The sequence below is a fragment of the Tannerella forsythia 92A2 genome (assembly GCF_000238215.1).
GTDB lineage: Bacteria > Bacteroidota > Bacteroidia > Bacteroidales > Tannerellaceae > Tannerella > Tannerella forsythia.
Genome location: NC_016610.1, coordinates 3,121,161 through 3,146,798 on the forward strand (window position 1 = coordinate 3,121,161; position 25,638 = coordinate 3,146,798).

The window sequence follows — 25,638 nt, forward strand, 5'->3', positions numbered from 1 at the left end:
CGCTTGCCTGTTTCGGAAACACGCTTACCCGAAGAGCGGATGTTTCACTTTCTCGCACAACAAAGCGAGGTCGAGCACCTGCGTGATGTCGTCGACATAATGAAAGGTCAGCCCCTCCAAATACATCGCATTGATTTCTTCCACATCTTTCCGGTTCTCGGCACAAAGGATGATCTCCTTGATGCCGGCACGCTTGGCCGCGAGGATTTTCTCCTTGATGCCGCCCACGGGAAGCACCTTGCCACGCAGCGTGATCTCGCCCGTCATGGCCAGATTACGTTTCACCTTTCGTTGCGTAAAGATGGAGACAAGCGATGTCACCATCGTAATGCCGGCGCTCGGGCCGTCTTTAGGGATGGCTCCTTCAGGCACATGGATATGCACATTCCAGTTTTCAAACAGCTCTTCGTCAATGCCAAACTGTCCGGCATGCGAATGCGCATATTCGAGCGCAAGCATGGCAGACTCCTTCATCACATCGCCCAGATTGCCCGTGATGGTCAGCTTCGACCCTTTGCCGCGACTCAGGCTCGACTCTACAAAAAGAATCTCTCCGCCCACAGCCGTCCACGCCAGCCCCGTCACCACACCGGCGTACTCGTTGCCCTGATACTTGTCGCGCGTATATTCCACGGCGCCGAGATATTCTTTGAGGTCTTCCGCCTTGATCATCGGACGTACTTCTTCGTCCGAAGCGATTTTGCGTGCGATGCGTCGCATGATCTTGGCGATTTTCTTCTCTAACTCACGCACGCCGCTCTCGCGCGTGTACGACTCGATCACCGCCCGCACGGCATGACGGTGAAATTTGACGGTATGCTTAGGAATCCCGTGCAGCTCCATCTGTTTCGGGATCAGATGACGCACGGCAATCTCGATCTTTTCTTCCAGAATATATCCGCTCACCTCGATCAGTTCCATCCGGTCGAGCAGCGGCTGTGAAATCGTATTCAGATTATTGGCCGTTGCAACGAACAGAACCTTACTCAGGTCGTAATCGATATCGAGATAATTGTCGTGGAACGTCGTGTTCTGCTCCGGGTCTAACACTTCGAGCAGCGCCGAAGCAGGATCGCCTTTGAAGTCGTTACCGACCTTATCGATCTCGTCGAGCACAAACACCGGATTCGATGTCCCTGCCTTTTGCAGATTCTGAATGATCCGCCCCACCATCGCGCCGATATAGGTACGGCGATGTCCGCGAATTTCGGCTTCATCGTGCAGGCCGCCTAACGAAATGCGGACATATTTCCGCCCCAGCGCTTCGGCCACCGATTTACCGAGCGACGTTTTACCGACTCCCGGAGGCCCGTAGAGACACAGAATGGGCGAACGCAAATCTTTCTTAAGCTTCAGCACGGCCAGATGCTCGATAATACGCTCCTTGACTTTCTCCATGCCGTAATGGTCGCGGTCTAAGACCCGCTGTGCATGCGACAGGTTGAAATTATCCTTGCTGTATTCCCCCCACGGCAGACTGATGATGGTCTGCACATATTGCGACTGTATCGAATAATCGGGCGATTGCGGATGAACACGTTCGAGCTTGGCGACTTCTTTCTCGAAGATCTCGCCGACTTCCTTCGGCCATTTTTTGCTCTTCGCCTTCTCGCGCAGCTCCTTGATCTCGATGTCGTTCATATTTCCACCCAGCTCTTCCTGAATGGCTTTGATCTGCTGTTGAAGGAAATATTCTTTTTGCTGTTTGTTGATGTCTTCGTGAGTCTTCATCTGAATCGATGCTTTCAGTTCGATCAATTGATACTCGCGGTTGAGAATAAACAGCAGTCGATATGCACGGTCTTTCAGGTCGTTGATGGCCAAAAGCTCCTGTTTTTCGGGCGAATGCGAAAGGATATTGCAGCATGCAAAACTGATCAGATACATTGCATTCTGATTGTTGCGGATGGAGTAGATCAGGTCGCGGGGAGGCTCACCGGATGCTGTCAGCATCTTTACCGTAAGGTCCTTGATGGTTGAGATAAGCGCCTCAAACTCGCGATCGCTCTTTTTCGGATGCGTATCTTCCAACAGAGAGATGCGCCCGGTCAGATAAGGCTCCGTTTCCGTCAGTTCATGCAACTGAAAACGTTTGCGGCCTTGCAGAATAGCCGTTGTCGAACCGTCCGGCATTTCCAGTACCCGCAGTATTTCAGCCACGACACCGATCGTATACAAGTCATCGAACCCCGGATCTTCGACCTCCGTCTCCTTTTGACACAGCACCCCGATCATCATCTTTTTATGCGAGGCTTCCCGAATCAGGCGCATGGACTTGGCCCGCCCGACGATGACAGGCATGGCCACGCCCGGAAACAGCACCATGTTCCGCAACGAGAGAATCGGCAAACTTTCACCGACTTTATCGATCCCTTCGGAAAAATCTTCATCCTTATCGCATTCCATCAGGATGGGCATCACGATTCCCACCGAATCGTCTATCTCGCTGAAAGCTTCCCGCAAATACAATGTCTCTTTATTCTTCTTATTCATTCCGGCTGCAATTAAATCGTGCAAAGGTACGATATTTATGGAAAATACGGAAAACCCCGAGCGGACACATTGAATAACTTCCTTAAAGACATAAGATATATTGCTCGCTCAATGTGTACGTGTCCAGACACAAAAAAAGGGGAGATGCCACTGAAAGACATCCCCCCCCCTTTTCTTATCTTCGATTGGTTACCGTTCCGGCTTTATTTGCTGATTCCTACCCTGTTCAGGATAAAGGCAAATTCGAAAGCCGTATCTTTGATGCCGTCGTAACGACCGGTGGCGCCTCCATGTCCCGAATCCATGTTCATGTGCAAAATCAGGATGTTATCGTCCGTCTTCATCGAACGAAGTTTAGCTACATACTTCGCCGGCTCGTGGAACAGCACCTGTGAGTCGTTGATTCCTCCCGTCACAAGCATATTGGGATAATTCTGCGCCTTGATATTGTCGTAAGGCGAATAAGAAAGCATATACCGGTAATACTCTTCCTCGTTCGGATTCCCCCACTCTTCGTACTCGCCCGTAGTGAGCGGCAACGATTCGTCGAGCATCGTATTGATCACATCGACGAACGGTACTTGCGCCACAACCGTCCGATACAAGTCGGGACGCATATTCGCAACGGCTCCCATCAGCAGTCCTCCGGCGCTTCCGCCCATAATCGCCAACTTATCGGGTGATGTATACTTTTCGTTAATCAGCATTTCGCTGCACGCAATGAAATCGGTAAACGTATTTTTCTTTTTCAGCAGCTTGCCGTCTTCGTACCACTGTTCGCCCAGATCGCTTCCGCCACGTATCTGCGCGATACCGAACACAAAGCCCCGGTCGATCAGACTGTAATAGCTCGTGCTGAAATACACGTCGGAACTGCTGCCATAACTGCCATACGAATAAAGCAACGCGGGATTCGATCCGTCTTTCTTCAATCCTTTCTTATAAACGATGGCCATCGGCACTTTTACGCCATCGGGTGCCGTAGCCCAGAGGCGCTCTACCGTATAATCGTCTGGATTGAAGCCGGAAGGGATCTCCTGCTCTTTGAGTTTAGCCGTCTCGCCGTTTGTAATCGTATATTCATATAATGTAGTCGGACGGTTGAGCGAAGTGTACGTATAACGAATCGTCGTGGCATCGTATTCGGGATTTCCGCCCAGCCATGCCGAATAGACCGGTTCAGGGAAAGCGATCGTTTTCGTTTCGCCGCCGTCGATCGGCTTGATATGAATTTCAGCCAATCCGTTCTTGCGCAACTCCAGCGCCACGTAGTCTTTCAGAATATCAATGCCTTCAATACGCACATCCTTATCATGCGGAACAAACACCTTCCACGTTGTACGGTCTTCGTAGCCCGTAAGCGGCACTTCGTAAATCATACCGTTCAGATTTTCTTTATCCTTATAACGTACAAAGAACTTGTCTTTGTGCGGATACACACTGTATTCCACATCCTGCACCCGAGGCATGAATATTTTAAACGCATCGGTCGGATGATCGGCCGAGACATAGCGCGTTTCGGAGGTCGTCGAACTTCCGGACAAAATAAAGATCTGCTCTCTCGTCTTACTACCCGAAACGTATGTTCTGAAACGTGCGTCCGTTTCTTCATAAATCAACTCGCCTTCGGAGGCGTCGAGCATCCGACGATAGATTTTCGATGAGCGTAATGTTTTATCAATCACACTGTAGAATAACGTTTTGTTATCGTTCGCCCACGCCATCGAAGCTGCTCCGGTGACTTCGAAACCGACCGTCTCGCCCGAAGCGAGGTCTTTGATCTTCATCGTAAATTCGGCATACGAACCGGTTTCGTTATAGAAATACGCGGCCTTGCTGTTATCCGGACTGACGGAGTAACCGCTGAAGATAAAAGCCGGTTTGCCTTCCGCCATCTTGTTGATGTCGAAGATAATTTCTTCGGGTGCATCCATGGAGCCTTTCCGGCGACAATGCGTACGGTATTGCTTGCCTTTTTCGGTACGACTGTAGTAGTAATAACCGTTTTTGAATGACGGGTAACTCTCATCGTCTTCCTTCATCCTGCCGAGGATCTCGTCGTAAATGGTCTGCTGGAGGCCTTTCGTCGATGCCATTACCGTATCGGTGTACGCATTTTCGGCGTTCAGATAGTCTATCACTTTAGGATTATTTTTGTCTTTCAACCAAAAATAATCATCGATACGCTGTTGCCCGAAATTCGTAAACGTATCAGGCATCACTTCCGCAACAGGAGGTGCGGGAAAATCAGATTGTTTCAAAATCTCAACTCCTTCTTTTTTCACATGGTTACACGATGTAATAGCTAATAAAAAGGTTACGACAAGCAACCATTGATAATTCCATTTTCTTTTCATATATATCGCAGAATTTGAATAATTCATAAGCCCAAACACTTTTCCCGGATCACACGAGGGTTATACATTGTTCTTGGAGGTTCTTTTCCGCCACTTTCTGAGTTTTACGACAAGCACCAATATAACGATGATGAACAAGAGTATCGCCCAAAGATTCACCACGACAAGAATGAGCCGCGACAAGTAATTCCATCCGTTTCGGAAAGCCTCTTTCAATTCATACCCGAATCCGGTGGCTATGACGGATGACATCTCATAAAATTCGACAGTAAGGGTACTGAACGTCACTTGATTGTTCAAATAACGTAAACGTCCTTCGGCCGATTCAATGTCGGCTCTTAAAACACCGATCTGTTCTTCGATCTTCAAGATTTCATCGATCGTATGGGCGCGCTTGAGCAGTTCCTGATAACGGTTTTCGAGTTCTTTCTTGGTCTTGATACGAGTATCCAGATCGATATATTCCTGCGTTACATCCAGCACTTCGATATGTTTGTCTTCGATCTTGTCCGTATTCAACGAAATCCGGTCGAGCAACGCATCAAATTGGCTTGCAGGAACACGAATCGTAACGGCATGGATGATCCGATTGCCGTATTGATTCAGATTATCGCTCGATATGTATCCTTTCGTTTCAACCACTGCCTGCTGAATCGCTGCGTGAGTTTTCTTCGCATCCGATGTTTCGAAACGAATGGTTCCCTTTTTCGTCAGCTTCCTTTCATACGAAGCGGAAACTGTAAGGTCAGACGTCTCATCGGCGGTAGACGTGGAGGCATTGCCGGACGTCACTTCTTCAGAAAGGGCTTCCCTTCCGTATGCTTCCGCGCTTTCTCGCGACTGACCGCAAGCACACAAGAGGATTCCCCCCAACAATGCAAAAACTATACGAATATCTGTTTTCATACCTGTTCGCTACAGAATAATTTTCTTTTTCTTCACTCGATCTATTTTGCCTTCAAATGCTTATCAAACCATTGGAAGAATTCACGCTGCCAAACGATTCCGTTCTGCGGACTAAGCACCCAGTGATTTTCGGTCGGGAAGATAAGCAAACGGCTCTCGATTCCAAGCATCTGGGCGGTATTGAACGCTGCCATTCCTTGCGAATAAGGCACGCGAAAGTCACGTTCGCCGTGAACTACCATGATCGGAGTGTCCCAATTCTTCACAAGGAGATGAGGCGAATGAGCGAATGAGTTCTGTGCCACTTTATTCTCCTTATCCCAAGGTGCACCTCCCTGCTCCCAATCTTCAAAAAACATCTCTTCTGTCGTCGAATACATAAACTCCATGTTAAAGATTCCGCAGTGTGCCAAAAACGCTTTGAAGCGTCCTTTATGCGTTCCGGCCAGATGGAAGACGGAATATCCTCCGTAGCTTGCTCCCATCGCACCGATATGTTCGGCATCGGCCCACGGCTCTTTGCCGATTGCATCGATGGCAGTAAGCAAATCCTGCTCGTCCTGCTGACCGTGATTCTTTGAAATGGCATCGCACCATTCCTGTCCCGAACCGGATGTTCCACGCCGTGCGGGCACGACTACGACGTAGCCCTGCGACGCCATAAGCATATAATTCCAGCGATAACTGAACGACGGACCGAGTACGCCCTGAGGCCCTCCCGTGCACATGAGCAGCAACGGGTATTTCTTCGATGCATCGAACTTGGGAGGATAGACCACCCATGTGACCATTTCCTTATTGTCGGTCGTGGTGATAAAACGTTTCTCGAATGTCGGGAGGTTCAGCTTATCCATCAGCTCCTTGTTCACGAACGATATCTCTTCGGCCTTGCCATCGGTCGGATCGACGCGGAATATTTCGGCCGGATTGACATGCGTTGTACGTGTTACGATCAGTTTGTTGCCGGCAAGCTGTACATGCTGATAGTCTTGATCGCCCTCGGTAAGCTGCTTGAACGTTCCACTTGCGACGTCAAATGCGAACAACTGATGAGCCTCTTTGATAGGAGCTGTCAGATAAATCGTTTTACCGTCGGCCGTCCATTGCAGTGACGAAGGGCTTGCATCGAGTGCTTCGGAAACATCTCTCATCTCACCCGTCGGCCAGTCCATCAACATCATACGCTCTTTATCGGCCTCGAAGACTCCGCGACGCATGCTCGACCAGAGTAATTGCTTGCCGTCGGGCGAGAATTGCGGATTCTTATCGTAGCCCGGCATATCGGGAGTAAGAAGTCGCGTCTTTTTATCGGCCAACGTGTACGCATACAGATTGGAATTTGTCTGGAAAGCGTATTCTTTGCCGGTCAGTTTTTTGCAGGTATAAACAATAGTCGTTCCATCAGGGCTCCATGCGATCTCTTCCGTGCCTCCGAAAGGCCGGGTCGGAGCATGATACGGCTCGCCGGGCATAATATCTCCCACCGCTTTCACTTTGCCGCTCACAAGGTCTCCCACGTAGATATGGTTGTAATTGCCGTCTTTCCAGCTGTCCCAGTGACGATACATCAGATCGTCGTAGACGTAGGCATTGGCTTTGTCCAGATCGCCGTAAAGTTCGGCACCCGTGCATTTTTCGATCTTGGTAGAAATAACAAACAGCATTTTATCCTCGGCCGGAGCATAGAGAAACCCATCGATCGACTGCTCGATATCGGATACTTGCGTCTCGGCTCCATTCTCGGGATCGATATTCCAGAGTTTGCCATCGCGCAAGAAAGCGATCGCTTTGCCTGAAGGAAGCCATGCCAGCGCACCTTCGCGAGCGGCTGTCCGTGTAAGCTGTTTCTTGTTTGCCCCATCGGCATCCATCACATACACCTCCGAATTGCTCTTGTTCTCGGGGATACTGTAATACGTAACGGTATAAGCCACACGTTTGCCGTCGGGCGAAACGCACATGTTTCCTACCCGTCCGAATGCCCACAATACTTCGGGAGACATTTGTCCGTTCTCAATCTTCACATCAGGCTGTCCGATAACCGATGTTTCGGAAGCCTGTTCCTGCTTCTGTTCTACGCTGCTGCATGCCATCATTGCTGCCATGGTACACACTGTTGCTATTTTTTTCATTGGTATAACGTTTATTTACGACCGTAAAAGTACGAAAGGATTTGGGAAAAACAAAACGAGTCTTTACTTTTGCTTTCCGTAACACGAAGATATCAATAAGATAATGTATATAAAAACAAGATTTTTCTCTTTACATGCGCTCTTCGCAGTCATGACACACAGGCAACCGTCTGCCCAATAACGATACGAGATGGCTGATAATTATCTGGAAAAACGGTTCGCCGCATACGAGGCGCGGAAAGCCGCCCTGAAAAAGGGGCATAAACGTACGGGGACTGCCGCGAAGCCGGCAACGAATACCCTGCCGACCCGACATAAAATTATTCTGGCATCGGCTTCGCCGCGACGACGGGAGCTGCTGAAAGGACTGAACCTCGATTTTGAGGTGCGTCTGATACCCGATATCAACGAGTCTCATCCCGCCGGTCTCGCGCCGGAAGAAATCCCCTGCTTCATCGCTCGCGAGAAAGCGAAAGCCTACCTCCCGGACATGAAACTCGACGAGCTGATCATTACCGCCGATACCATTGTCATCCTCGACGGAGATATCCTTGAAAAGCCGAAAGGCCGGGATGATGCGATACGGATGCTGCACCGGCTGTCGGGGCGGAAGCACAAGGTCGTGACGGCTGTCGTGCTGACTTCGCGCGAGAGACAAAACGAGTTCTCCGTGACATCGGTCGTCGATTTCGCCGAGCTGTCCGATCAGGAAATTACGTTTTATGTCGATACGTACAAACCTTTCGACAAGGCCGGGGCATACGGCATTCAGGAGTGGATCGGCTACATCGGCGTGCGCGGCATCGAAGGGTCGTTCTACAACGTGATGGGCCTGCCGGTACAACGGCTCTATCAGGAGCTCGGAACGATGGGAGAGCTACTGTAAGTACCACCGATACATCCGTTCCACGCCTTCGTCTATCTCGACCCGATGATGCCATCCAAGGGCGTGCAGCTTCGAGACATCGGTCAGTTTGCGCATCGTACCGTCAGGCTTTGAAGCGTCGAAGGCAAGTGTTCCGCGATAACCTGCGGTACGGGCTACGAGTTGTGCCAATTCGCGGATGGCAATCTCCTTTCCCGTGCCGATGTTGATATGACAGTTTCGGACTTCGTTCGTCTCATCCCTCAGATCATCGAAGTCGACATGCTCCATGATATAGACGCAGGCATCGGCCATCTCCTCGCTCCAAAGGAACTCGCGCAAAGGACGTCCCGTCCCCCAGAGCGTTACCCCCGACGGAGTGATACCGTATCTCGCCAGCAGGTCGAGGATGTCCTTGTCGCTCCCCGTGCCGTCTTCTCCTTCGACGGGACGCTTGGCCAGATCGGCACGCACCGCATCCATATCACTCTCTTCCAAGCATTTTGCAAGATGGATTTTGCGCACCATCGCGGGTAGTACATGACTGCGTTCGAGATCGAAGTTATCGTTAGGGCCGTACAGGTTCGTCGGCATCACGGCTATATAGTTCGTGCCATATTGCAGATTGAAACTCTCGCACATCTTCAGACCGGCTATTTTGGCTATCGCATACGGTTCGTTCGTGTATTCGAGCGAGGCGGTCAAAAGCGCCTGCTCTTTCATGGGTTGCGATACGTCACGCGGATAGATACATGTACTTCCGAGAAACAGCAGTTTCTTCACGCCGTGCCGATAACTCTCACCGATGACATGCTGCTGAATGCCCAAATTACGGTAAATAAAGTCGGCACGGTACCGGTTATTTGCCACAATCCCGCCGACATAAGCGGCTGCGAGAAAAACATATTCGGGACGTTCGTCGTCGAAAAAACGACGCACGGCGGTGCTATCAAGCAGATCGAGTTCATCGTGCGTACGTCCTATCAAGTGGGTATACCCCTTCTGTTGCAGGTTGCTCCAAATGGCCGACCCCACCAGTCCACAATGCCCTGCCACGTATATTTTGGATGATTGGTTCATGTTTCTTCTATTTTTTACCACAAATTACACAAGAAAATACACAGGTTGCACAAGAGAAAATTTATTATAATGTTCCGTTGATAAACCGATGTACCCCTTTGCCCATATAAGGAACATTAAAATTAATCAGCAAACCGAGTTTACAGCCTGACAATTTGAAATACGTTAATATCTGAGCTTTATGCACATCCGTTATCATCTCTACTGCTTTTAACTCAACAACAACTTTATTTTCAACGCATACATCAATCCGATAGCCTTTATCTAAGTAAATACTTTCATAAATAATAGGAAGTTCTTTTTGTTCTTCTACTACCAGTCCCCGCTTGCGTAGCTCATATGCCAGACAAGTTTCATAAGCACTTTCGAATAATCCGGGTCCCAATTCTTTATGAATCTTGACTGCTGCAGCAAATATTATTTTCGTGCATCTCCTATTTATTCTACTTGTGTAACTTGTGGTTAATTTACCCTATATTTCGTCTCTTCTTATTCCCTGCTTCCCCACAACCCTCAGATCATGTTCCACCATAATTTTCACTAAACGCTCGAACGATGTTTTGTTTGGGTTCCAGCCCAGCAACGTTTTTGCTTTCGTCGGATCGCCGAGCAACTGCTCCACTTCGGCTGGACGAAAATACTTCGGGTCGACTTCGACGAGTACATGTCCCGTCTTCCCGTCGATTCCTTTTTCTCCTATGCCCTCGCCTTCCCAGCGCAATCCGATCCCGGCTTCTTTAAAAGCCAGCGTACAGAACTCCCGCACAGTATGCATCTGCCCGGTAGCAATCACAAAATCTTCGGGCTGATCATGTTGAAGCATCATCCACATACACTCCACATAATCTTTAGCATATCCCCAATCGCGACGCGCATCGAGATTTCCCATATAAAGCTTATCCTGAAGTCCGTGTACGATACGTGCCGCTGCAAGGGTGATCTTGCGCGTGACAAACGTCTCTCCACGCCGTTCACTCTCATGATTAAACAGAATACCGTTTACGGCAAACATGCCATAGCTTTCGCGGTAGTTCTTCGTAATCCAGAAGCCGTACTGCTTGGCCACTCCGTAAGGTGAACGCGGATAGAAAGGAGTCGTCTCCTTTTGTGGCACTTCCTGCACGAGTCCGAACAATTCGGACGTCGAAGCCTGATAGATGCGTGTCTTTTGCTCCATCCCGAGGATACGTACGGCTTCCAGCAGGCGAAGTGTTCCGAGAGCATCCGCATCGGCCGTATATTCCGGCACATCGAAGCTCACTTTCACGTGGCTTTGTGCCGCAAGATTATATATTTCGTCCGGCTGTGTCTGCTGGATGATCCGCACAAGCGAACTGCTGTCGGTCATATCACCATAATGCAGGTTTATCAGGCGCTGCTGCTTCATGTCACGCACCCACTCATCAAGGTACAAATGCTCGATCCGTCCCGTATTGAATGACGAAGAACGGCGAAGAACGCCATGTACTTCGTAGCCTTTTTCGACCAGAAATTCCGCCAGAAACGAACCGTCCTGTCCCGTGATGCCTGTAATTAATGCTGTCTTTTTCATCGAACCGAATTAAATGATTATGAAAACAAAAGTACTCAAAATATTTCGTCTTCCAAGCAGACAGCGGAAAATCACAGGAGAAGCCCGTCTTTTCTTACAGCGTGTATCTTTGCAACAGTGCAAATAAAGAGTGTTCGTAGAGTTTCAAAAAGTAGTTTCCGATACGGTTCATATTCTTTCCGTTACCCGCCGAATGATTTTCCGGTATTTTTTCTTACCTTTGCGGCGCTTTTTTAAAGGCCTGTCGTCGTGTGATGGGAAATTAGGAAGCAGAAACTAATTTTGAGTAACACAATTTTTAGAAAAATGAAAACATTTGAATTGAAAGGAACGCCGCGGGAGAACCTCGGCAAGAAAATGTCGAAAAACCTGCGCAAACAAGGCATGATCCCGGCCGTTTTATATGGTCAGGAACCTGTTGCATTGCCCTATACGGGAAAAATGAATGCAGGAGAGAAACTGGTAGAAATCGGAGACGGTAAGGGAATCATTGTCATGGACTTTTCCGTATCGTTCGATGGAGTGCGCAAATTGATCTATACACCGGAAATCCATCTGGTTTCGATCGAGATGGGAGACGGAAGAAAAGTGAATGCTATTTTGAAAGAGATTCAGTTTCATGCCGTTTCGGATGCGATATTGCATTTGGATTTTCAGGAAGTATTTGCCGACAAACCGATCGAGATGCACGTTCCGGTAGAATTGATCGGTCACGCTGTCGGTGTGAAGGCCGGTGGTAAGTTGACGCAGGCCATGCGTAAGCTGAAAGTGAAAGGGCTGGCAGAACAGATTCCGGAGAAGTTGACGGTCAATGTCGATCATCTGGAGCTGGGCAAAACCATCAAGGTAGGCGAATTGCAGTTTGATCATGTAGAATTGATCAGTCCGAAAAATGCAGTTGTATGCGCGGTGAAGATGACACGTGCCGCACAGAGCGCTGCCGGAGCTGCTGCAGCAGCCGAAAAATAAAGGAAAGCTGTTGCTTTTGTAAACAAAGAGGGAGGAGATGTTTTTCGAAAGAGACATACTCCTCTTTTTTAATGATTCCATATCTATCGCGTGATGAAATATCTGATTGTCGGGTTAGGAAATATAGGCGAAGAATACTGGGGTACGCGCCATAATATCGGTTTCCGTATAGTTAACGAACTGACTGATGCAGCCGGCGCACACTTCACGGAAGAGCGTTACGGAGCCGTGGCACGTTTTCGTGTGAAAAATGCCGAGCTGGTAGTCTTGAAGCCAAATACATTTATGAATCTGAGCGGCCATGCCGTACGTTACTGGTTACAGAAAGAGTCGGTGCCCATCTCGCAACTGCTTGTGGTGGTAGACGATCTGTCGCTTCCGTTCGGCACGTTACGGCTGAAACCGAAAGGGAGCGATGCCGGACACAACGGGCTGCGGAATATCAAAGAACTGCTCGGCACGGAAGCGTATGCCCGCCTGCGTTTCGGGATCGGGAACGATTTTCCGCGCGGACGACAAGTCGATTACGTCCTGAGCCCGTTCACCGACGAAGAACTTGACAAAATGCCGGACTGCGTGAAACTGGCTGCCGAGATGATACGCAGCTTCTGCCTTGCCGGAGCGGATGTGACCATGAATCAGTTTAATCGCCGATGAATATGGATGAAGTCAGAATCGATAAATGGATGTGGGCTACACGTATTTTCAAAACACGCACCATCGCGGCCGACGCCTGCAAAAAGAATCGCATCGCCATGGGAGGAGTGAACGTGAAGCCGTCGCGAATGATTAAGGTCGGCGATATCATCGAAGTGCGTAAGCCTCCGGTCACGTTCTCGTTCAAGGTGCTTCGTCTGACGGAAAACCGCATGGGCGCCAAATCAGTGCCTGAATATCTCGAAAACATCACCCCTCCCGAAGAGTACGAGAAACTGGAACTAAACCGGATATCCGGCTTTGTAGACCGGGCCAAAGGATTGGGACGCCCTACGAAAAAAGAACGCCGCGAGCTGGAACAATTTACCAGCCTCGATATAACCGACGGCTTCTTCCGGAACGACGAGGAGCTATAAACCACATCCCCTCCCCCATGCTAAAGTAGTCGTTAAACAGTTAGGGTCGTTAATGATCCCGTATCTTCGTGCTTTTTTAGCGCAAGATACACGCAAATATTACCGCAAGACACAATATATCAGAACGAGAAGCGCATGGCGATGCGAATCCCGTGCTTCTGAATATCGGGATGGTCAAGGTAGCTCAGTCGACGGTAGTAATTGATTTGCAGGACGCGCAGAATATTTTCTACTCCAACGCTGAACTCCAGATACGGCTTGTTGCCGAACGCCTGCGAGCCTTCGGGGAAGACGAACAGCCCGTATCGTTTGTCCGGATTATTTCTATCGCTCAGGCTGCCCCAGACACCGCTGATGGAAGCCACCTCGCGCAGTTGCAAGAGGTTGATAAGCGGGATGCGGTTCAGAATCCATCCTTTCAGATGATAAGAAGCCTCGAACGAGACGTACTGATCGGCCAGAAACTCCATGGGATTCATCAGATGAAAAGCTTCGGGCTGAATGGTGATGGCCTGGTTCGTATTCGGCATGATAAGCAGTGGGAACGGTACTTCGTCCCATACTTTTCCGCCTTTCAGGTTGGCATCGATATGTCCGAACGATGACAGCCAGATGCGTTTGCTCACGCTTGCCTCCGTCCGATTATAGCGGTATTCTCCTCCGAGCAAGCCATTGAACCCGATTTGGTGCGAGAGCTTGAAGACCGGGGCGTCTTTCGAGAGATTTAATGCCGAGCTTTTTCCTAAACGACTGTTGTATGCCCGCTCGCCCGGAGCGAAGCGCAACTGAGCGCCCCATTCTACGGTGGTGATGTCTTTCAGACGAAGGTAGATATCGTCATCTTTATGAAGAATATACCGCAGCGATCCTGTCGCTTCGTTATTCTGGTGCTGCATCCATGTTCTGATGCTCAATCCGTTGAGCCATTCTTTTTCGTATTGCAGACGCGTTTTGCGCAGGTAGTTCATGTGATGGTTCGATTTACCAACCTTCCATGCTACGAAGACATTATCCTTACTCGTGAAGAGAAAATCCTGCCCCGGTGTGTACAAATCGTATTCGTGCAGGAAGGACAAGTTGTTGATGGGCGATTCTTTCTCGTGATATTCTTTTTCGTTGAAGCTGTACGTCACTTGTCCGCTGTATTTCCATTTGCGGTCGTTCATGCCATAGGCCGCGTATCCTCCGAAGAAGAGATGCGGATGAAGGTTAGCTGTCGTCATCGCTCCGGCACGAATGCGGAAGCCTTCAACTACGTTCGAGCTGAACGTCGTATTCATCGGGCCGAAATCGAGCTTATTCTTCGTATGTTCGTTGTTGATCGGGATATATCCTGAGATCAGAATTTCGACCGTTTTAAGAAAAACGTTGAATACGGGCACTGCTCTTAATTGATCGAGCAGATGCTCGATGGCGTTCTCTTTCTCTTTCAGCGGGACGTGCCGGTTATTCACCCAGAACGAGTCGGGGCGTGCCAGATGTCTGGCTAACGGTGTATGTACTTTTCCCAGCAGGCCGAAGATCGAATCTCCGTTCAAAACGGGCGAATGGTAATCGGAATAGCTGCGAAGCTGATGCGCGTAAATCTGTTGTCCGCCATCGATAAAATAGAAAACCACATACGTATTATCTTTATCCAGCTCCCACAGCCCGTCTTCGCGCCGCTTAAATTCCTGATCGATACGCAAGTCTTTCACATAATTCAAGTTGATATGACGAGGCACGTTCAAACGTACTTTCTTGACGGCATATGTACCGTCGAGCGTAATGTAAAGCCGTCCCGTAAACCCGTAGCTCTGCGGATTAACCGGTACAAAAGCCAGATCGACGCAAGGTTCGCCCCTCACATCGACCGTGTCCATGATGTAGTATTGGTAGTAGGCATTGGCCAGCACAGATGAGAGCGGACTGACAAAGCGGTTGAGGAGGAACGGAATATTGTTGTCGAAGACATCGATGCCTTTGAGGATTTCTTCAAGATTGGCCGAAATCGTACCGTATTCGTCAAGCGTCTGGTCTACGCCTTGCTGGCGTTGCGCCTTGACGATGATTTTTTCCGTCTTCGGATTTTTCCGGTAATACATGTCGGATATCTTTTCGCGCAGTGAGAGCGTCAGAATGGGTTTGCCGTCAATCTCGGACGAGTCGAGGTAGTTTTTGAGGAACTTAAACTTCTTCATCAGTTTGTTCTTCTCGAAATCCGCATCGAACTTGTCTAACGACAAGGTCATCTTCTCATAACATTCCGTCTGATATTCGTCCAATTGCGTAATGCGATTACTGTCTTTACGTGCAACCACTTTTTTCATCAGTTCGACGGCGGGGTTATTCTTCCGGCTGTATTTCTCGCGCTTAGGCTTGACGACGATTTCGGAAATCTGAATCGTCGAGGGGGCGAGCAGCACTTCGACTCCCTCGTTTTTCTGTCCGGCTTTCAGTCGAAGGACTTTCGTCGTGTAGCCGACGTATGAGATGGTCAGGGTGGTCAGTCCCTGATTATTTTGCAGGTTAAAGTTTCCGTCGAGATCGCTGATGCCTCCGATCGAAGAGCCTTCGAAAAGCATCGAGACGTAAGGCAATGTTTCACCCGTAATCGAGTCGCGTACAACCCCTGATACAGAGGTGATCTGCTGGGCTTTCATCCCATTAATCCCAACTCCTGAGAAGGTGAATACAAGGAAAAATATGTATCGTATCGTTTTCTTTATCATTATTATCTATAATCCGTTTATTTGTTGGATTTTGAGGCACAAAGGTAGATAATTTTCCCGGATATCGTTTTTTTTATGTGTAAAATTTGCATGATTATACCTTAATTATATTTACTTTCGCATATGGTTCAAACGGAAATAAAGCATTACTGGACATTGTTCAGTTCGTTTTTTAAGATCGGGACGTTCACGATTGGCGGAGGGTATGTGATGATTCCACTGATTGAAAAAGAGGTGGTCGAGCGCCGTCGGTGGATCGGGCGGGAGGAGTTCACCGAGATGCTGACCTTAGCGCAGTCATCGCCCGGACCTGTTTCCATCAACGCAGCTGTTTTTGTGGGGTACAAGACGAAAGGCTACGGCGGACTGATTGCGACGGTTTTGGGAACGGCTATCCCTTCGTTCATTGCGATCTTACTGATCGCTTTCTTTTTTGCCGACATCCGTACCCATCCCGTTGTTGAACGTATCTTCTGCGGAATCCGTCCGGCAGTCGTCGCTTTGATTGTTGTTCCGGTGGTGAATATGCTTAAGAAAAGCGGATTCAAGTGGGGGATTGTCATGCTGGCGCTACTCTCGGCCGTTGCCGTCTGGGGATTCTCCGTTTCACCCGTATGGATCATGGCTGTTTCGGGAATCATTGGGGTGGTTTATCATACATTCATCGCTCAATCATGATTGATCTTTATTGGGAATTATTTTTCACGTTTTTTAAAATCGGGCTGTTCGGCTTCGGTGGAGGGTATGCGATGTTGTCCATGGTACAATATGAAGTGGTGGAGGCACACGGATGGCTCACGATGGGTGAATTTACCGATATCGTTGCCATCTCGCAAATGACGCCCGGCCCGATTATCGTCAACAGCGCCACATACATCGGCTATACGGCGACGGGAGGCAGTATTGTCGGCTCACTGACCGCTACGTGTGCCGTATGTTTGCCGGCTATTTTGATCATGGTGCTTATCTGCCGCTTCTTTATGATGTTCAAAAACAATCCCTATGTAAACAGAGCATTGCTGTGGATGAAACCGGCAGCCATCGGGCTGATTGCCGCAGCGGCACTGATGATGATGAACGAACATAACTTCGTAGACTATCGCAGTGTGCTGATTGCACTTGGCGCATTTGTACTTGCCTATTTCTTCAAAATAGGCATCATCCGGCTGATTATAATAGCGGGACTGACAGGTTATCTTGTGTTTTAACAAATTTATCGTATCTTTGACGCTCTAAAAAAAGAATATACGATGCTTACGAAAATGCTGGATGAAGCTCAAGTACAGCGCTTCCAAAATTATATTGACAGAGCGGAACGGTTTGTGTTGATGGCTCATGTTTCGCCCGACGGCGATGCCATCGGTGCGTCGCTGGGGATGTACCATTTCCTGACGGAGATCGGGAAAGAGCAAGTCGACGTGATTGTACCGAACGAATTTCCCGCCTTTCTCAAGTGGATGCCGGGCACGAAAGATATTCTTGTCTACGAACGTTATCCGGAGTATGCCCAGCAATTGATCAGCGAGGCGGACGTCTTGTTCAATATGGATTACAACGAGCCGAAACGCGCCGGCAAGCTGGCGCCTTTCATCGAAGCGGCCGAAGGGCGTAAAGTAATGATCGACCATCATCCGAATCCGGGCGATTTTTGCCGTCTGGTGATTTCGTATCCGATCATGTCATCGACAAGCGAGCTTGTGTTTCGTCTGCTCTGCGCCATCAAGTCGTACGACGACATCAATAAGGAAGCAGCCGAATGCCTTTACACGGGCATGATGACCGATACGGGAGCTTTTACGTACAATTCGAATCGGGCAGATATCTATACGGTGGTCGGCGAACTGATCAAAAAGGGGATTGACAAGGACGAAATCTACCGCAAGGTGTATCAGGTCTATTCCGAATCGCGTATGCGTCTGATGGGGTATACGATGAACGAGAAGATGAAAGTCTATCCGGAGTTGAGAACAGCGCTGATTACTTTGTCGTTGGAAGAATTGAACCGCTACTCGTACGTCACGGGTGATACGGAAGGCTTCGTGAATATGCCGTTGAGTATCGACGGAATCGATTTCTCGGTGTTTATCCGCGAAAGCAGTGACCAGATCAAAATCTCGTTACGTTCCGTCGGAGAGTTTCCGTGTAATCATTTTGCCGCAAACTATTTCAGTGGCGGCGGTCATAAAAACGCTTCGGGGGGCGAATATTACGGCACGCTCGAAGAGGCTGTCCGGACGTTCGAACGCGGATTGGCGGAGTTGAATCCGACGGTCTTTGCCAAGAGCCCCCGATGACGGATCAATAAAAACGGAACGTCACTTTGTCGTAATAAAGCGGATTGCCTCTGTTCAACTGATCCTCGCTTCCCACATCGAACGGTACGATCATTCTCACGGTCGAACGATCGCCGACATATTTCAACGCCGTTTCGAGGCCTGTACTAAAAAAGTAATAGTAGGCATCTCTTGCTTTGCTGTGTTGATGCTGAACCATGTCGGCCCGTCCGTACGTAAACTCGAACGGTTCCCATCTGTTGGCAAAAAATTCGAAACGTGTCGTGTCCTGTTTGAAGAAATTCCGTCCGCTGAATCGCATGAGTACTTCAGTTTTCCGAAATTGCGCGCGATGGCCGTTGCCCGAATCGACAACGTGGATATATACGCCTTCGTCAGTGAGATAAAACTGTTTCTCGCCAAATACACCGTTGGCAGGGTATTTGTGCAGCACTTCAATCCCTTGACTGCTGATAAACTGATCGATTGCCTTTTTCTGTTCTTTCTTCATCTTCGGATATGAGATTCTGTCTTTGTCGCACGACGAAAGACAAATCGACATCCCAAGAAGCATTGCTATAAAAATCTTCGTTTTCATCTTTTTTTTCTGAATCGGACGCAAATGTAGGGAATATCCTGTAGTTTTCGTTTGAATATTCATATTTTAACGTGTATCTTACCGAAGAAGAGGAGAGGGCATGTCATTGTTTGTTTACCCATTCGTATACGGGGTCTATTTCTCTTTTCAAGCTTGTTCAGGTAGTCGGCCAGTATTTCGATGTAGGAGGTGCCTTGTTGCGAGTCTCCGCCACCGTTCATTCTCAGGTCGAAGATGAGTTTGCAAACCGGGTTCTCGGCTAAGGTACGGAGCGTTTTCGTTTCGAATGCTTTGAACGACGGCATGGCTTCAGCCTTCTGTTGATTACCGCGCTCGGCTTCGAGTTCCTTGCTCCAGCATCTGTTGTATAAAATGTGATAAATACCGGCGCCAAAGATTTGTTGTGGTTCCCAACTTTTTTATACAATTGCCGTAAAATTCGGGAATTTTATGTAAGTTTGTCACATTATGGAATTAACAATTGGGATAATTAATAATGATAGAGCTATGAAAAATGACATTCACATTGGAGATCAAATAAGAAAGAAAATTTCCGAACAGGGCCTCACCATTACGGAATTTGCCAAACGCATAAACCGTTCACGAGAAGCAGTTCGTGGAATTCTTCAAAAAAAAAGCATTAATACTGAATTGCTAAGCACGATTTCAGTAGCGTCTACCCTTTTTGCCTTGATCGCAGCCTGCACAAACGCTCCCGAAAGATCGCGATACAGTGAAGAGCAAATCAATTCATTGGCTCTTGATAGTACCCTTGTACTAACCCCCGACAATCGATCCGTAGAAATTGTAGATGCAAATTCGTTCCTGAAACCGCAGGAATTCAACCTGGAAGAATTGATCAAAGAGATCAAGGTGGTTCCCTTGGAAACGACCGATGAAAGTCTGTTGGATGCCATATATAAAATCATCGTTACCGACTCCAATATCTACATTCACGACAGACTTAAAGGGGGAGGAGTCGCCATTTTTGATCAAAATGGTAGGTTTATAAAAAGATTGAGCCACGGACAAGGGCCCGGAGAGATTTATCGATTGTATGATGTGTCCTACGATTCCGAAAAAAGAGAGCTGGTGCTATATCAGCATCCATTTCTACTTTTTTATACCTCGAATGGTAAGTTCATCGAACAGAAAAGACTGCCTTTCGGATTCTATAATTTTCATGTTATCCCCGACGGGTACATTTTTAAAACGCTTGATAAACAAGGAAATGGGCATTTAGGAAAATTTAAAGACCATACATTATTTGTAACGGACAAGAACTTTAAACTAAAGTCAGTAGCATTACCTTTTTACTTTAACAATATTAACTACGGAGGATATAACTACTTATATCATAACTATACCTTTAACATAACACAAAGATTTGTAGATACGATCTATCAATATACAAGTACGACCAATCAACTTGACTCAAAATTTGTTTTGGATTTTGAAAAGAAAAGACTTCCTGACAAGTTCTTAGAAGGTTCCATGCCGGAATTTCGCGATGCAATTAAAAACAACAACTATTACTATTTTTTAGGAGAGTATTTGGAAACGGAACACCAAGATGCTTTTTTCTTAATGAATGATTACATTGGATTTAACACGATAATATACAGGGATAAAAAATCGAAACGGCTGATAGGGGGCACTCATGCCATTTATGACAGTCAGAAACAGATACCCTCTATAGGATTTCCTATTTCATCCTTTAGAAATTATTTTATTTCTCTTCATTACCCTTCATCTTCAGATTCTTTGTTATTTAACAGCATGTTTCTATCCGAAAAGGATAAAAAAATTATAGCGAACATGAAAGAAGATGACAACCCTCTGTTGATCTTTTTTGAGTTAAAGGATTTTTAATAAGCTTTACTATGACCAAACGACTGCTTTTTTTGTCCTTCCTGTTGTTATTGACGAGTGTTTTTGTTTATATGCATTTATCTCAAAAAAAAGCAACAAACTCTCACAACACTTTTTCCGATTCAGAAAAAGAAGAGGCGGATTTTTATCGAACGAATTACTATGTAAATTTAAATAATAACGGAATGGAATTGAACGATATTATGCTTAAAGATTCTTTAGGCATAATATCCCCCCTCAAAAACCTATTGGAGAAAGAAAAAAAACAGATTTTAGTTTGCAGGTTTTCCCAATTTCATTGCGAGAGTTGTGTGAATTTTTCAATACAAATGCTTCTCCATTCATCTTTTATAGAAAAAGAGAACTTGCTATTTTTAGGCTCTTACGAGAATAATCGAATATTTAATCGAGAAAAGAAATTATACGGCATAGATACGTTTAAAACTTATAATGCCCTAAGTTTAAATATCCCATTGGAAGAATTGGGATTTCCATATTTCTTTGTATTAAATGAAAATCTGACCATATCCCATATTGTCATTCCGGATAAAAACACCCCCGCATTGACACAAAAATATCTTGAAATCATCAATGAACGTTACTTTGAAAAGGCAACAAATAAGTAAACAGATATTCACCCTTAGCTTTTTTACAAAAAACTCAAAGACCATTCTTTTTTCTTTGATTAGTGTTTTGTATGTTGTTGCCGTTTTTAACAGCAACGGATTTCACCATCCCGATGAACATTTTCAACTCATTGAGTTTGCCGGAATAAGAGCCGGCTGGAATTCTGTACGCGATTTAGCATGGGAATACGACTATCAGATTCGTCCGACTTTACAGCCATATATTGCTTTGATTATAGTTAAAACATTCAGTCTTTTTAATATGGATGATCCATATTTTCTTGCCTCGGTTTTAAGGGCGTTAACAGCTATATTCTCTATTTTTGCAATATCTCTTTTCATACGTTCTTATAAAGCTACCATAAAAAATGAATTCTATTTAGCTTTTATTCTATTGTCCTTTTTACTGTGGTTTCTTCCTTCTATCAATGTTCGTTTTTCCTCTGAAACTTGGGCCGGATTATGCCTATTATCATCGTTAGGTTTAGTTGAACAAGATAAATCATCAAAGAGTTATTTTTTTCTCATCGGTTTAGTATTAGGTTTAAGTTTTGAATTCCGTTTTCAAATGGGGCTATGTATTGCGAGTATCCTACTATGGTTATTGATAATAAAAAAAATAAACCTGTTGAAGTGGTTTATTATTATAAGTGGATTATCGTTTGTAATCGCTTTGTGCACGGTTTTGGATTCTTTTTATTATCAGACAGTTGTATTTACTCCATACAACTACCTAAAAGTAAATATCATTGATAAAGTTTCAAGTTTATACGGGACTGAGCCTTGGTATTACTATTTAAAAATAATGTTTGAGGCTCCTTCTCTAATTATAGGGTTTATGATTGTTTTCTCAATAGTTTATCTATTAATCACAGACTATAAAAATATAATTCTTTGGTGTATCTTTCCCTTTTGGGTTGTTCATTCTATTATTCCACACAAAGAACTTCGTTTTCTATTCCCTCTTGTTAACTTTATTCCAATTTTACTAATTTGGACTTACGAACGCGTTTCCAAATATAGAAAGATAAAAAATCACTTTGTTTTAAATATGCTGATTATAACGGCAATAATCATAAACATTGGAGGATTGTTCATCATTTTCAAACCTGCCGGAAATGGCAGCGTGAATTTAGCTTACTATATTCATAAAAATTATTCAAAAAATAAACCTATTGAAGTTTATAGCACATATGTAGGACCTTATTCCGTAGGAAGTTCGAAAGGATTAATTGCCAAATTTTATACGAATAATGAGATCGATTTACATTTTATCGACTCTCATTTTATACATAATATTCCTACGAACAAACTGATCGTTATACCCAAAGGCTTTCATAAAGAAAACAGACTTCTTGAAAAAAACGGATATAAAATCCATAAAGAAAGCATCCCCAATTGGATGAGTTTTTTAAATAAATTATATCGTATATACAATGAAAATCATGTTCTTCTATTATATACGCAAGAATCTGTTGAGAACATCTAATAATACAAAAACATTTAAATGAAACAGAGAAAGGGAATCTTTTTTTTATTACTGATTGTTTCATCTATTTTTATTCGGATTTTTATTGGTGAACCTACAAAAGTATCAAGTTCAAGCATGGAACCAACTATTAAATCAGGAGATTGGTTATGGATAAGCAAAGTGGATTACGGAGCCATTCTACCCAGACGCTGGGCAGATATTCCGATCTTAAATATTGTCACTTGGATACCTGATTTTCGCACAAAAGACATAAGAACGGATTGGGGATACTGTCGGATGAGAGGCTTTAACAAGCCTGACATAGGAGATATCGTTGTTTTTAATAGTCCGGAAAATATCGATGTCTTACTGGTAAAACGCATTTCACAGATTCAGCATGCCAATTCATTGATCCATCTTGATTCTACAAACTACAATAATTACAACGATATAATAAATCAGGAGACTGAAGCCAAAATAAAAAATGGCGTTATCTACATCAATGATACCATATGCACTTATTATAAATTGAGAAATAATTATTATTATCTTTTAGGAGATAACTCTTCTATATCTAGAGATAGTCGTTTTTTTGGTTATGTCAGCGAAAAAAATCTGGTAGGAAAAGTAAATAGGCTTATTTTTTCTATCAATAAAACCCAAATTAATCTTTTAAAAAGAGTTAAGTGAAACAAATAACATTTTGCAGCAATAACCACGTCATTTTTTACTGTTGAACAGCTGTACCTAAAAAGTTTTGTTTTTGCTATCGACTTGCCTTATCTTTGTCGTCACAAACAATATGGGATGAAGGATTTTTTTCGTGTACTCAAGCGATTCGTACCGCCGTATAAGCGATATATGGGACTTAACATCGTGTTTAACGTACTTTCGGCTATTCTGAATGTTTTTTCGTTCGCATTGATTATCCCGATTCTGAAAATCCTCTTTAAGATGGACGACCGCGTCTATTCGTTCATGGAGTGGACTTTCCGTCCTTCGTCGTGGGAATCGTGGAAAACATTACCCGAAGCGGCGCAAAATAACTTTTACTGGTATGTCAACCGACTGATCGAGGTATATGGCAGTTCGTCCGCACTCATCATGCTGGGGGTCGCGCTGATCGTAATGACCTTATTCAAGGTATTGGCCATGTACATGGCCTTTTACACCATGATCCCCATTCGTACAGGCGTGGTGCGCGATGTACGAAATCAGATCAATAAGAAAATTACGGAGCTACCGCTCGGCTTCTTCTCGGAAGAACGTAAGGGTGATATCATCGCACGTGTATCGGGCGATGTGAACGAAATTGAGACTTCGATCATGAGCTCGCTCGATATGCTGTTCAAGAACCCGATCCTGATTCTGATCTATCTCTCGGCCATGCTGATCATCAGCTGGCAGCTCACGGCATTTGTCTTTATCCTGCTGCCTGTTGCAGGCTACGTGATGGGACAGGTCGGGAAAAAGCTGAAAAAAAAATCGTTGCTCGGTCAGTCACAGTGGGGCGCGTTGATGAGTCAGATCGAGGAAACGCTCAGCGGATTACGTATCATCAAGGCGTTCAATGCGGAGAAAAAGATACAGCGACGCTTCGAAACGCAAAACGAAACCTATCGCCGCACGACGAACCGGATCTATCGCCGTCAGCAACTGGCACATCCGATGAGCGAGTTCCTCGGCACAACCACGATTGTCGTGATTCTCTGGTACGGAGGTACCCTGATTCTCGGCAACAACAGCCCGATCGATGCACCTACCTTTATTTATTATTTGGTAATTTTTTACAGCATCATCAATCCTGCCAAAGACTTGAGCAAATCGGTTTATGCCATACAGAAAGGGCTTGCCTCGGTAGAGCGTGTGGATAAAATACTGAAGGCGGAATCGAATATCGTCTCGCCGGCCGTAACGAAACCGGTCACCCTCAACGATGCCATTGAATATCGTGATGTATGGTTTCGTTACCAGCACGACTGGGTATTGAAAGGGATCGATCTGCGGATCGAAAAAGGCAAAACGATCGCCCTCGTGGGACAGTCGGGCTCGGGCAAAAGCACGCTCGTCGACTTGCTGCCCCGCTTCTACGACGTCGATCAAGGAGCTATTACCATCGACGGAACGGATATTCGCGAGGCCTCACTCGTCGACCTGCGCGGATTGATGGGCAATGTGAATCAGGAGGCGATTCTGTTCAATGACAGTTTCTTCAACAACATCGCCTTCGGGGTGGAATCGGCCACCCGCGCAGAAGTAGAAGAAGCGGCACGGATCGCGAACGCACATGACTTTATCATGGTTTCGGAAGAAGGGTACGAGACGAACATCGGCGACCGTGGCGGAAAACTTTCCGGCGGACAACGGCAGCGTATCAGCATCGCACGTGCGATTCTGAAAAACCCGCCGGTGCTGATCCTCGACGAAGCGACCTCGGCGCTCGACACCGAGTCGGAAAGGCTCGTGCAGGAAGCGCTCGAAAACCTGATGCGTAACCGTACAACAATCGTAATCGCGCATCGCCTGTCGACCATCCGTAAGGCCGATGAGATTTGCGTGATGCACGAAGGAGCCATCGTCGAACGCGGGCGGCATGACGAACTGATTACCATGAATGGTTATTACAAAAGGCTTTGCGATATGCAAAAATTTTGAGCCAA

The 25,638-nt window shown here is 46.3% G+C and carries 22 protein-coding genes; 12 read left to right on the top strand and 10 right to left on the bottom strand.

The window, feature by feature from the left end; genetic code table 11:
- Positions 1–24 precede the first annotated feature (24 nt).
- The 4 genes from lon to BFO_RS12725 all read right to left on the bottom strand — a co-directional run bounded on the left by lon (position 25) and on the right by BFO_RS12725 (position 7,888).
- Positions 25–2,493: an endopeptidase La gene (gene lon / locus BFO_RS12710; protein ID WP_041590941.1), complete on the bottom strand. Its 2,469-nt coding sequence runs from the start codon at positions 2,491–2,493 to the stop codon at positions 25–27.
- 203 nt (positions 2,494–2,696) lie between these two features.
- A complete protein-coding gene (locus BFO_RS12715; RefSeq protein WP_208854690.1) occupies positions 2,697–4,850 on the bottom strand; it encodes a S9 family peptidase in 2,154 nt (717 codons plus the stop codon).
- Positions 4,851–4,910: 60 nt separating this feature from the next.
- The gene (locus tag BFO_RS12720; protein WP_014226185.1) at positions 4,911–5,756 is read right to left on the bottom strand and encodes a DUF4349 domain-containing protein; all 846 of its coding nucleotides are present in this window, start codon (positions 5,754–5,756) and stop codon (positions 4,911–4,913) included.
- Positions 5,757–5,797: 41 nt separating this feature from the next.
- A complete protein-coding gene (locus BFO_RS12725; RefSeq protein WP_014226186.1) occupies positions 5,798–7,888 on the bottom strand; it encodes a S9 family peptidase in 2,091 nt (696 codons plus the stop codon).
- Between the two features lie 190 nt (positions 7,889–8,078).
- Here BFO_RS12725 and BFO_RS12730 point away from each other — a divergent pair, with 190 nt between their 5' ends.
- Complete coding sequence (locus tag BFO_RS12730; protein WP_014226187.1) at positions 8,079–8,774, top strand: Maf-like protein; 696 nt, start codon at positions 8,079–8,081, stop codon at positions 8,772–8,774.
- Here BFO_RS12730 and BFO_RS12735 read toward each other — a convergent pair.
- The 3 genes from BFO_RS12735 to gmd all read right to left on the bottom strand — a co-directional run bounded on the left by BFO_RS12735 (position 8,766) and on the right by gmd (position 11,385).
- A complete protein-coding gene (locus tag BFO_RS12735; RefSeq protein WP_014226188.1) occupies positions 8,766–9,833 on the bottom strand; it encodes a GDP-L-fucose synthase family protein in 1,068 nt (355 codons plus the stop codon). The two genes, BFO_RS12730 and BFO_RS12735, sit on opposite strands and share 9 nt — an antisense overlap.
- A gap of 64 nt (positions 9,834–9,897) precedes the next feature.
- Positions 9,898–10,218: a GxxExxY protein gene (locus BFO_RS12740; protein WP_014226189.1), complete on the bottom strand. Its 321-nt coding sequence runs from the start codon at positions 10,216–10,218 to the stop codon at positions 9,898–9,900.
- Between the two features lie 87 nt (positions 10,219–10,305).
- The gene (gmd, locus tag BFO_RS12745) at positions 10,306–11,385 is read right to left on the bottom strand and encodes a GDP-mannose 4,6-dehydratase (RefSeq protein WP_014226190.1); all 1,080 of its coding nucleotides are present in this window, start codon (positions 11,383–11,385) and stop codon (positions 10,306–10,308) included.
- A 306-nt stretch (positions 11,386–11,691) separates the two neighbouring features.
- Between gmd and BFO_RS12750 the strand changes: the two genes are divergently transcribed.
- The 3 genes from BFO_RS12750 to BFO_RS12760 all read left to right on the top strand — a co-directional run bounded on the left by BFO_RS12750 (position 11,692) and on the right by BFO_RS12760 (position 13,427).
- Positions 11,692–12,354: a 50S ribosomal protein L25/general stress protein Ctc gene (locus BFO_RS12750; RefSeq protein ID WP_014226193.1), complete on the top strand. Its 663-nt coding sequence runs from the start codon at positions 11,692–11,694 to the stop codon at positions 12,352–12,354.
- A gap of 93 nt (positions 12,355–12,447) precedes the next feature.
- Positions 12,448–13,011, top strand: coding sequence for an aminoacyl-tRNA hydrolase (gene pth, locus BFO_RS12755; RefSeq protein WP_014226194.1), 564 nt, complete (start codon positions 12,448–12,450; stop codon positions 13,009–13,011).
- Between the two features lie 2 nt (positions 13,012–13,013).
- Complete coding sequence (locus BFO_RS12760) at positions 13,014–13,427, top strand: RNA-binding S4 domain-containing protein (RefSeq protein WP_041591383.1); 414 nt, start codon at positions 13,014–13,016, stop codon at positions 13,425–13,427.
- A 119-nt stretch (positions 13,428–13,546) separates the two neighbouring features.
- Here BFO_RS12760 and BFO_RS12765 read toward each other — a convergent pair whose 3' ends face one another.
- Positions 13,547–16,135, bottom strand: a complete 2,589-nt coding sequence (locus tag BFO_RS12765) for a DUF5686 and carboxypeptidase-like regulatory domain-containing protein (protein WP_172793900.1) — start codon at positions 16,133–16,135, stop codon at positions 13,547–13,549.
- Positions 16,136–16,261: 126 nt separating this feature from the next.
- On the opposite strand from BFO_RS12765, the gene BFO_RS12770 reads away from it, so the two are divergent.
- The 3 genes from BFO_RS12770 to BFO_RS12780 are packed head-to-tail and all read left to right on the top strand — an operon-like array spanning position 16,262 to position 18,432.
- Complete coding sequence (locus tag BFO_RS12770; protein ID WP_014226197.1) at positions 16,262–16,816, top strand: chromate transporter; 555 nt, start codon at positions 16,262–16,264, stop codon at positions 16,814–16,816.
- Positions 16,813–17,346: a chromate transporter gene (locus BFO_RS12775; RefSeq protein ID WP_014226198.1), complete on the top strand. Its 534-nt coding sequence runs from the start codon at positions 16,813–16,815 to the stop codon at positions 17,344–17,346. The genes BFO_RS12770 and BFO_RS12775 overlap by 4 nt, the downstream gene beginning before the upstream one ends.
- A gap of 42 nt (positions 17,347–17,388) precedes the next feature.
- Complete coding sequence (locus tag BFO_RS12780) at positions 17,389–18,432, top strand: DHH family phosphoesterase (RefSeq protein WP_014226199.1); 1,044 nt, start codon at positions 17,389–17,391, stop codon at positions 18,430–18,432.
- A 4-nt stretch (positions 18,433–18,436) separates the two neighbouring features.
- Here the strand turns inward: BFO_RS12780 and BFO_RS12785 are convergent, their stop codons facing one another.
- Positions 18,437–19,009: a DUF4827 domain-containing protein gene (locus tag BFO_RS12785; RefSeq protein ID WP_157755325.1), complete on the bottom strand. Its 573-nt coding sequence runs from the start codon at positions 19,007–19,009 to the stop codon at positions 18,437–18,439.
- Positions 19,010–19,068: 59 nt separating this feature from the next.
- Positions 19,069–19,314, bottom strand: a complete 246-nt coding sequence (locus tag BFO_RS15720; RefSeq protein WP_014226201.1) for a S41 family peptidase — start codon at positions 19,312–19,314, stop codon at positions 19,069–19,071.
- A 163-nt stretch (positions 19,315–19,477) separates the two neighbouring features.
- Between BFO_RS15720 and BFO_RS12790 the strand changes: the two genes are divergently transcribed.
- From BFO_RS12790 to BFO_RS12810, 5 genes are all read left to right on the top strand, one after another.
- A complete protein-coding gene (locus tag BFO_RS12790) occupies positions 19,478–20,881 on the top strand; it encodes a 6-bladed beta-propeller (protein WP_041590943.1) in 1,404 nt (467 codons plus the stop codon).
- 11 nt (positions 20,882–20,892) lie between these two features.
- Positions 20,893–21,507 (top strand): hypothetical protein, encoded by a 615-nt coding sequence (locus tag BFO_RS12795; protein ID WP_014226203.1) that lies wholly within the window; start codon positions 20,893–20,895, stop codon positions 21,505–21,507.
- On the top strand, positions 21,461–22,996 hold the full coding sequence (locus tag BFO_RS12800) for a glycosyltransferase family protein (protein ID WP_244262920.1): 1,536 nt from the start codon (positions 21,461–21,463) through the stop codon (positions 22,994–22,996). The genes BFO_RS12795 and BFO_RS12800 overlap by 47 nt, the downstream gene beginning before the upstream one ends.
- 18 nt (positions 22,997–23,014) lie before the next feature.
- Positions 23,015–23,668, top strand: a complete 654-nt coding sequence (gene lepB / locus BFO_RS12805; protein ID WP_014226205.1) for a signal peptidase I — start codon at positions 23,015–23,017, stop codon at positions 23,666–23,668.
- A gap of 117 nt (positions 23,669–23,785) precedes the next feature.
- Positions 23,786–25,633 (top strand): ABC transporter ATP-binding protein, encoded by a 1,848-nt coding sequence (locus BFO_RS12810; RefSeq protein WP_014226206.1) that lies wholly within the window; start codon positions 23,786–23,788, stop codon positions 25,631–25,633.
- The last annotated feature ends 5 nt before the right edge of the window (positions 25,634–25,638 follow it).

What these genes read in the sequence shown, in the direction of transcription:
- BFO_RS12715 (WP_208854690.1), bottom strand. Translation starts at nt 4,850, where the DNA reads ATGAAAAGAAAATGGAATTATCAATGGTTGCTTGTCGTAACCTTTTTA.
- lepB (WP_014226205.1), top strand. Translation starts at nt 23,015, where the DNA reads ATGAAACAGAGAAAGGGAATCTTTTTTTTATTACTGATTGTTTCATCT.
- BFO_RS12760 (WP_041591383.1), top strand. Translation starts at nt 13,014, where the DNA reads ATGGATGAAGTCAGAATCGATAAATGGATGTGGGCTACACGTATTTTC.
- BFO_RS12790 (WP_041590943.1), top strand. Translation starts at nt 19,478, where the DNA reads ATGGAATTAACAATTGGGATAATTAATAATGATAGAGCTATGAAAAAT.
- BFO_RS12750 (WP_014226193.1), top strand. Translation starts at nt 11,692, where the DNA reads ATGAAAACATTTGAATTGAAAGGAACGCCGCGGGAGAACCTCGGCAAG.
- BFO_RS12730 (WP_014226187.1), top strand. Translation starts at nt 8,079, where the DNA reads ATGGCTGATAATTATCTGGAAAAACGGTTCGCCGCATACGAGGCGCGG.
- BFO_RS12735 (WP_014226188.1), bottom strand. Translation starts at nt 9,833, where the DNA reads ATGAACCAATCATCCAAAATATACGTGGCAGGGCATTGTGGACTGGTG.
- BFO_RS12770 (WP_014226197.1), top strand. Translation starts at nt 16,262, where the DNA reads ATGGTTCAAACGGAAATAAAGCATTACTGGACATTGTTCAGTTCGTTT.
- BFO_RS15720 (WP_014226201.1), bottom strand. Translation starts at nt 19,314, where the DNA reads ATGCCGTCGTTCAAAGCATTCGAAACGAAAACGCTCCGTACCTTAGCC.
- BFO_RS12810 (WP_014226206.1), top strand. Translation starts at nt 23,786, where the DNA reads ATGAAGGATTTTTTTCGTGTACTCAAGCGATTCGTACCGCCGTATAAG.
- BFO_RS12775 (WP_014226198.1), top strand. Translation starts at nt 16,813, where the DNA reads ATGATTGATCTTTATTGGGAATTATTTTTCACGTTTTTTAAAATCGGG.
- BFO_RS12725 (WP_014226186.1), bottom strand. Translation starts at nt 7,888, where the DNA reads ATGAAAAAAATAGCAACAGTGTGTACCATGGCAGCAATGATGGCATGC.
- lon (WP_041590941.1), bottom strand. Translation starts at nt 2,493, where the DNA reads ATGAATAAGAAGAATAAAGAGACATTGTATTTGCGGGAAGCTTTCAGC.
- BFO_RS12785 (WP_157755325.1), bottom strand. Translation starts at nt 19,009, where the DNA reads ATGAAAACGAAGATTTTTATAGCAATGCTTCTTGGGATGTCGATTTGT.
- gmd (WP_014226190.1), bottom strand. Translation starts at nt 11,385, where the DNA reads ATGAAAAAGACAGCATTAATTACAGGCATCACGGGACAGGACGGTTCG.
- BFO_RS12720 (WP_014226185.1), bottom strand. Translation starts at nt 5,756, where the DNA reads ATGAAAACAGATATTCGTATAGTTTTTGCATTGTTGGGGGGAATCCTC.
- pth (WP_014226194.1), top strand. Translation starts at nt 12,448, where the DNA reads ATGAAATATCTGATTGTCGGGTTAGGAAATATAGGCGAAGAATACTGG.
- BFO_RS12780 (WP_014226199.1), top strand. Translation starts at nt 17,389, where the DNA reads ATGCTTACGAAAATGCTGGATGAAGCTCAAGTACAGCGCTTCCAAAAT.
- BFO_RS12795 (WP_014226203.1), top strand. Translation starts at nt 20,893, where the DNA reads ATGACCAAACGACTGCTTTTTTTGTCCTTCCTGTTGTTATTGACGAGT.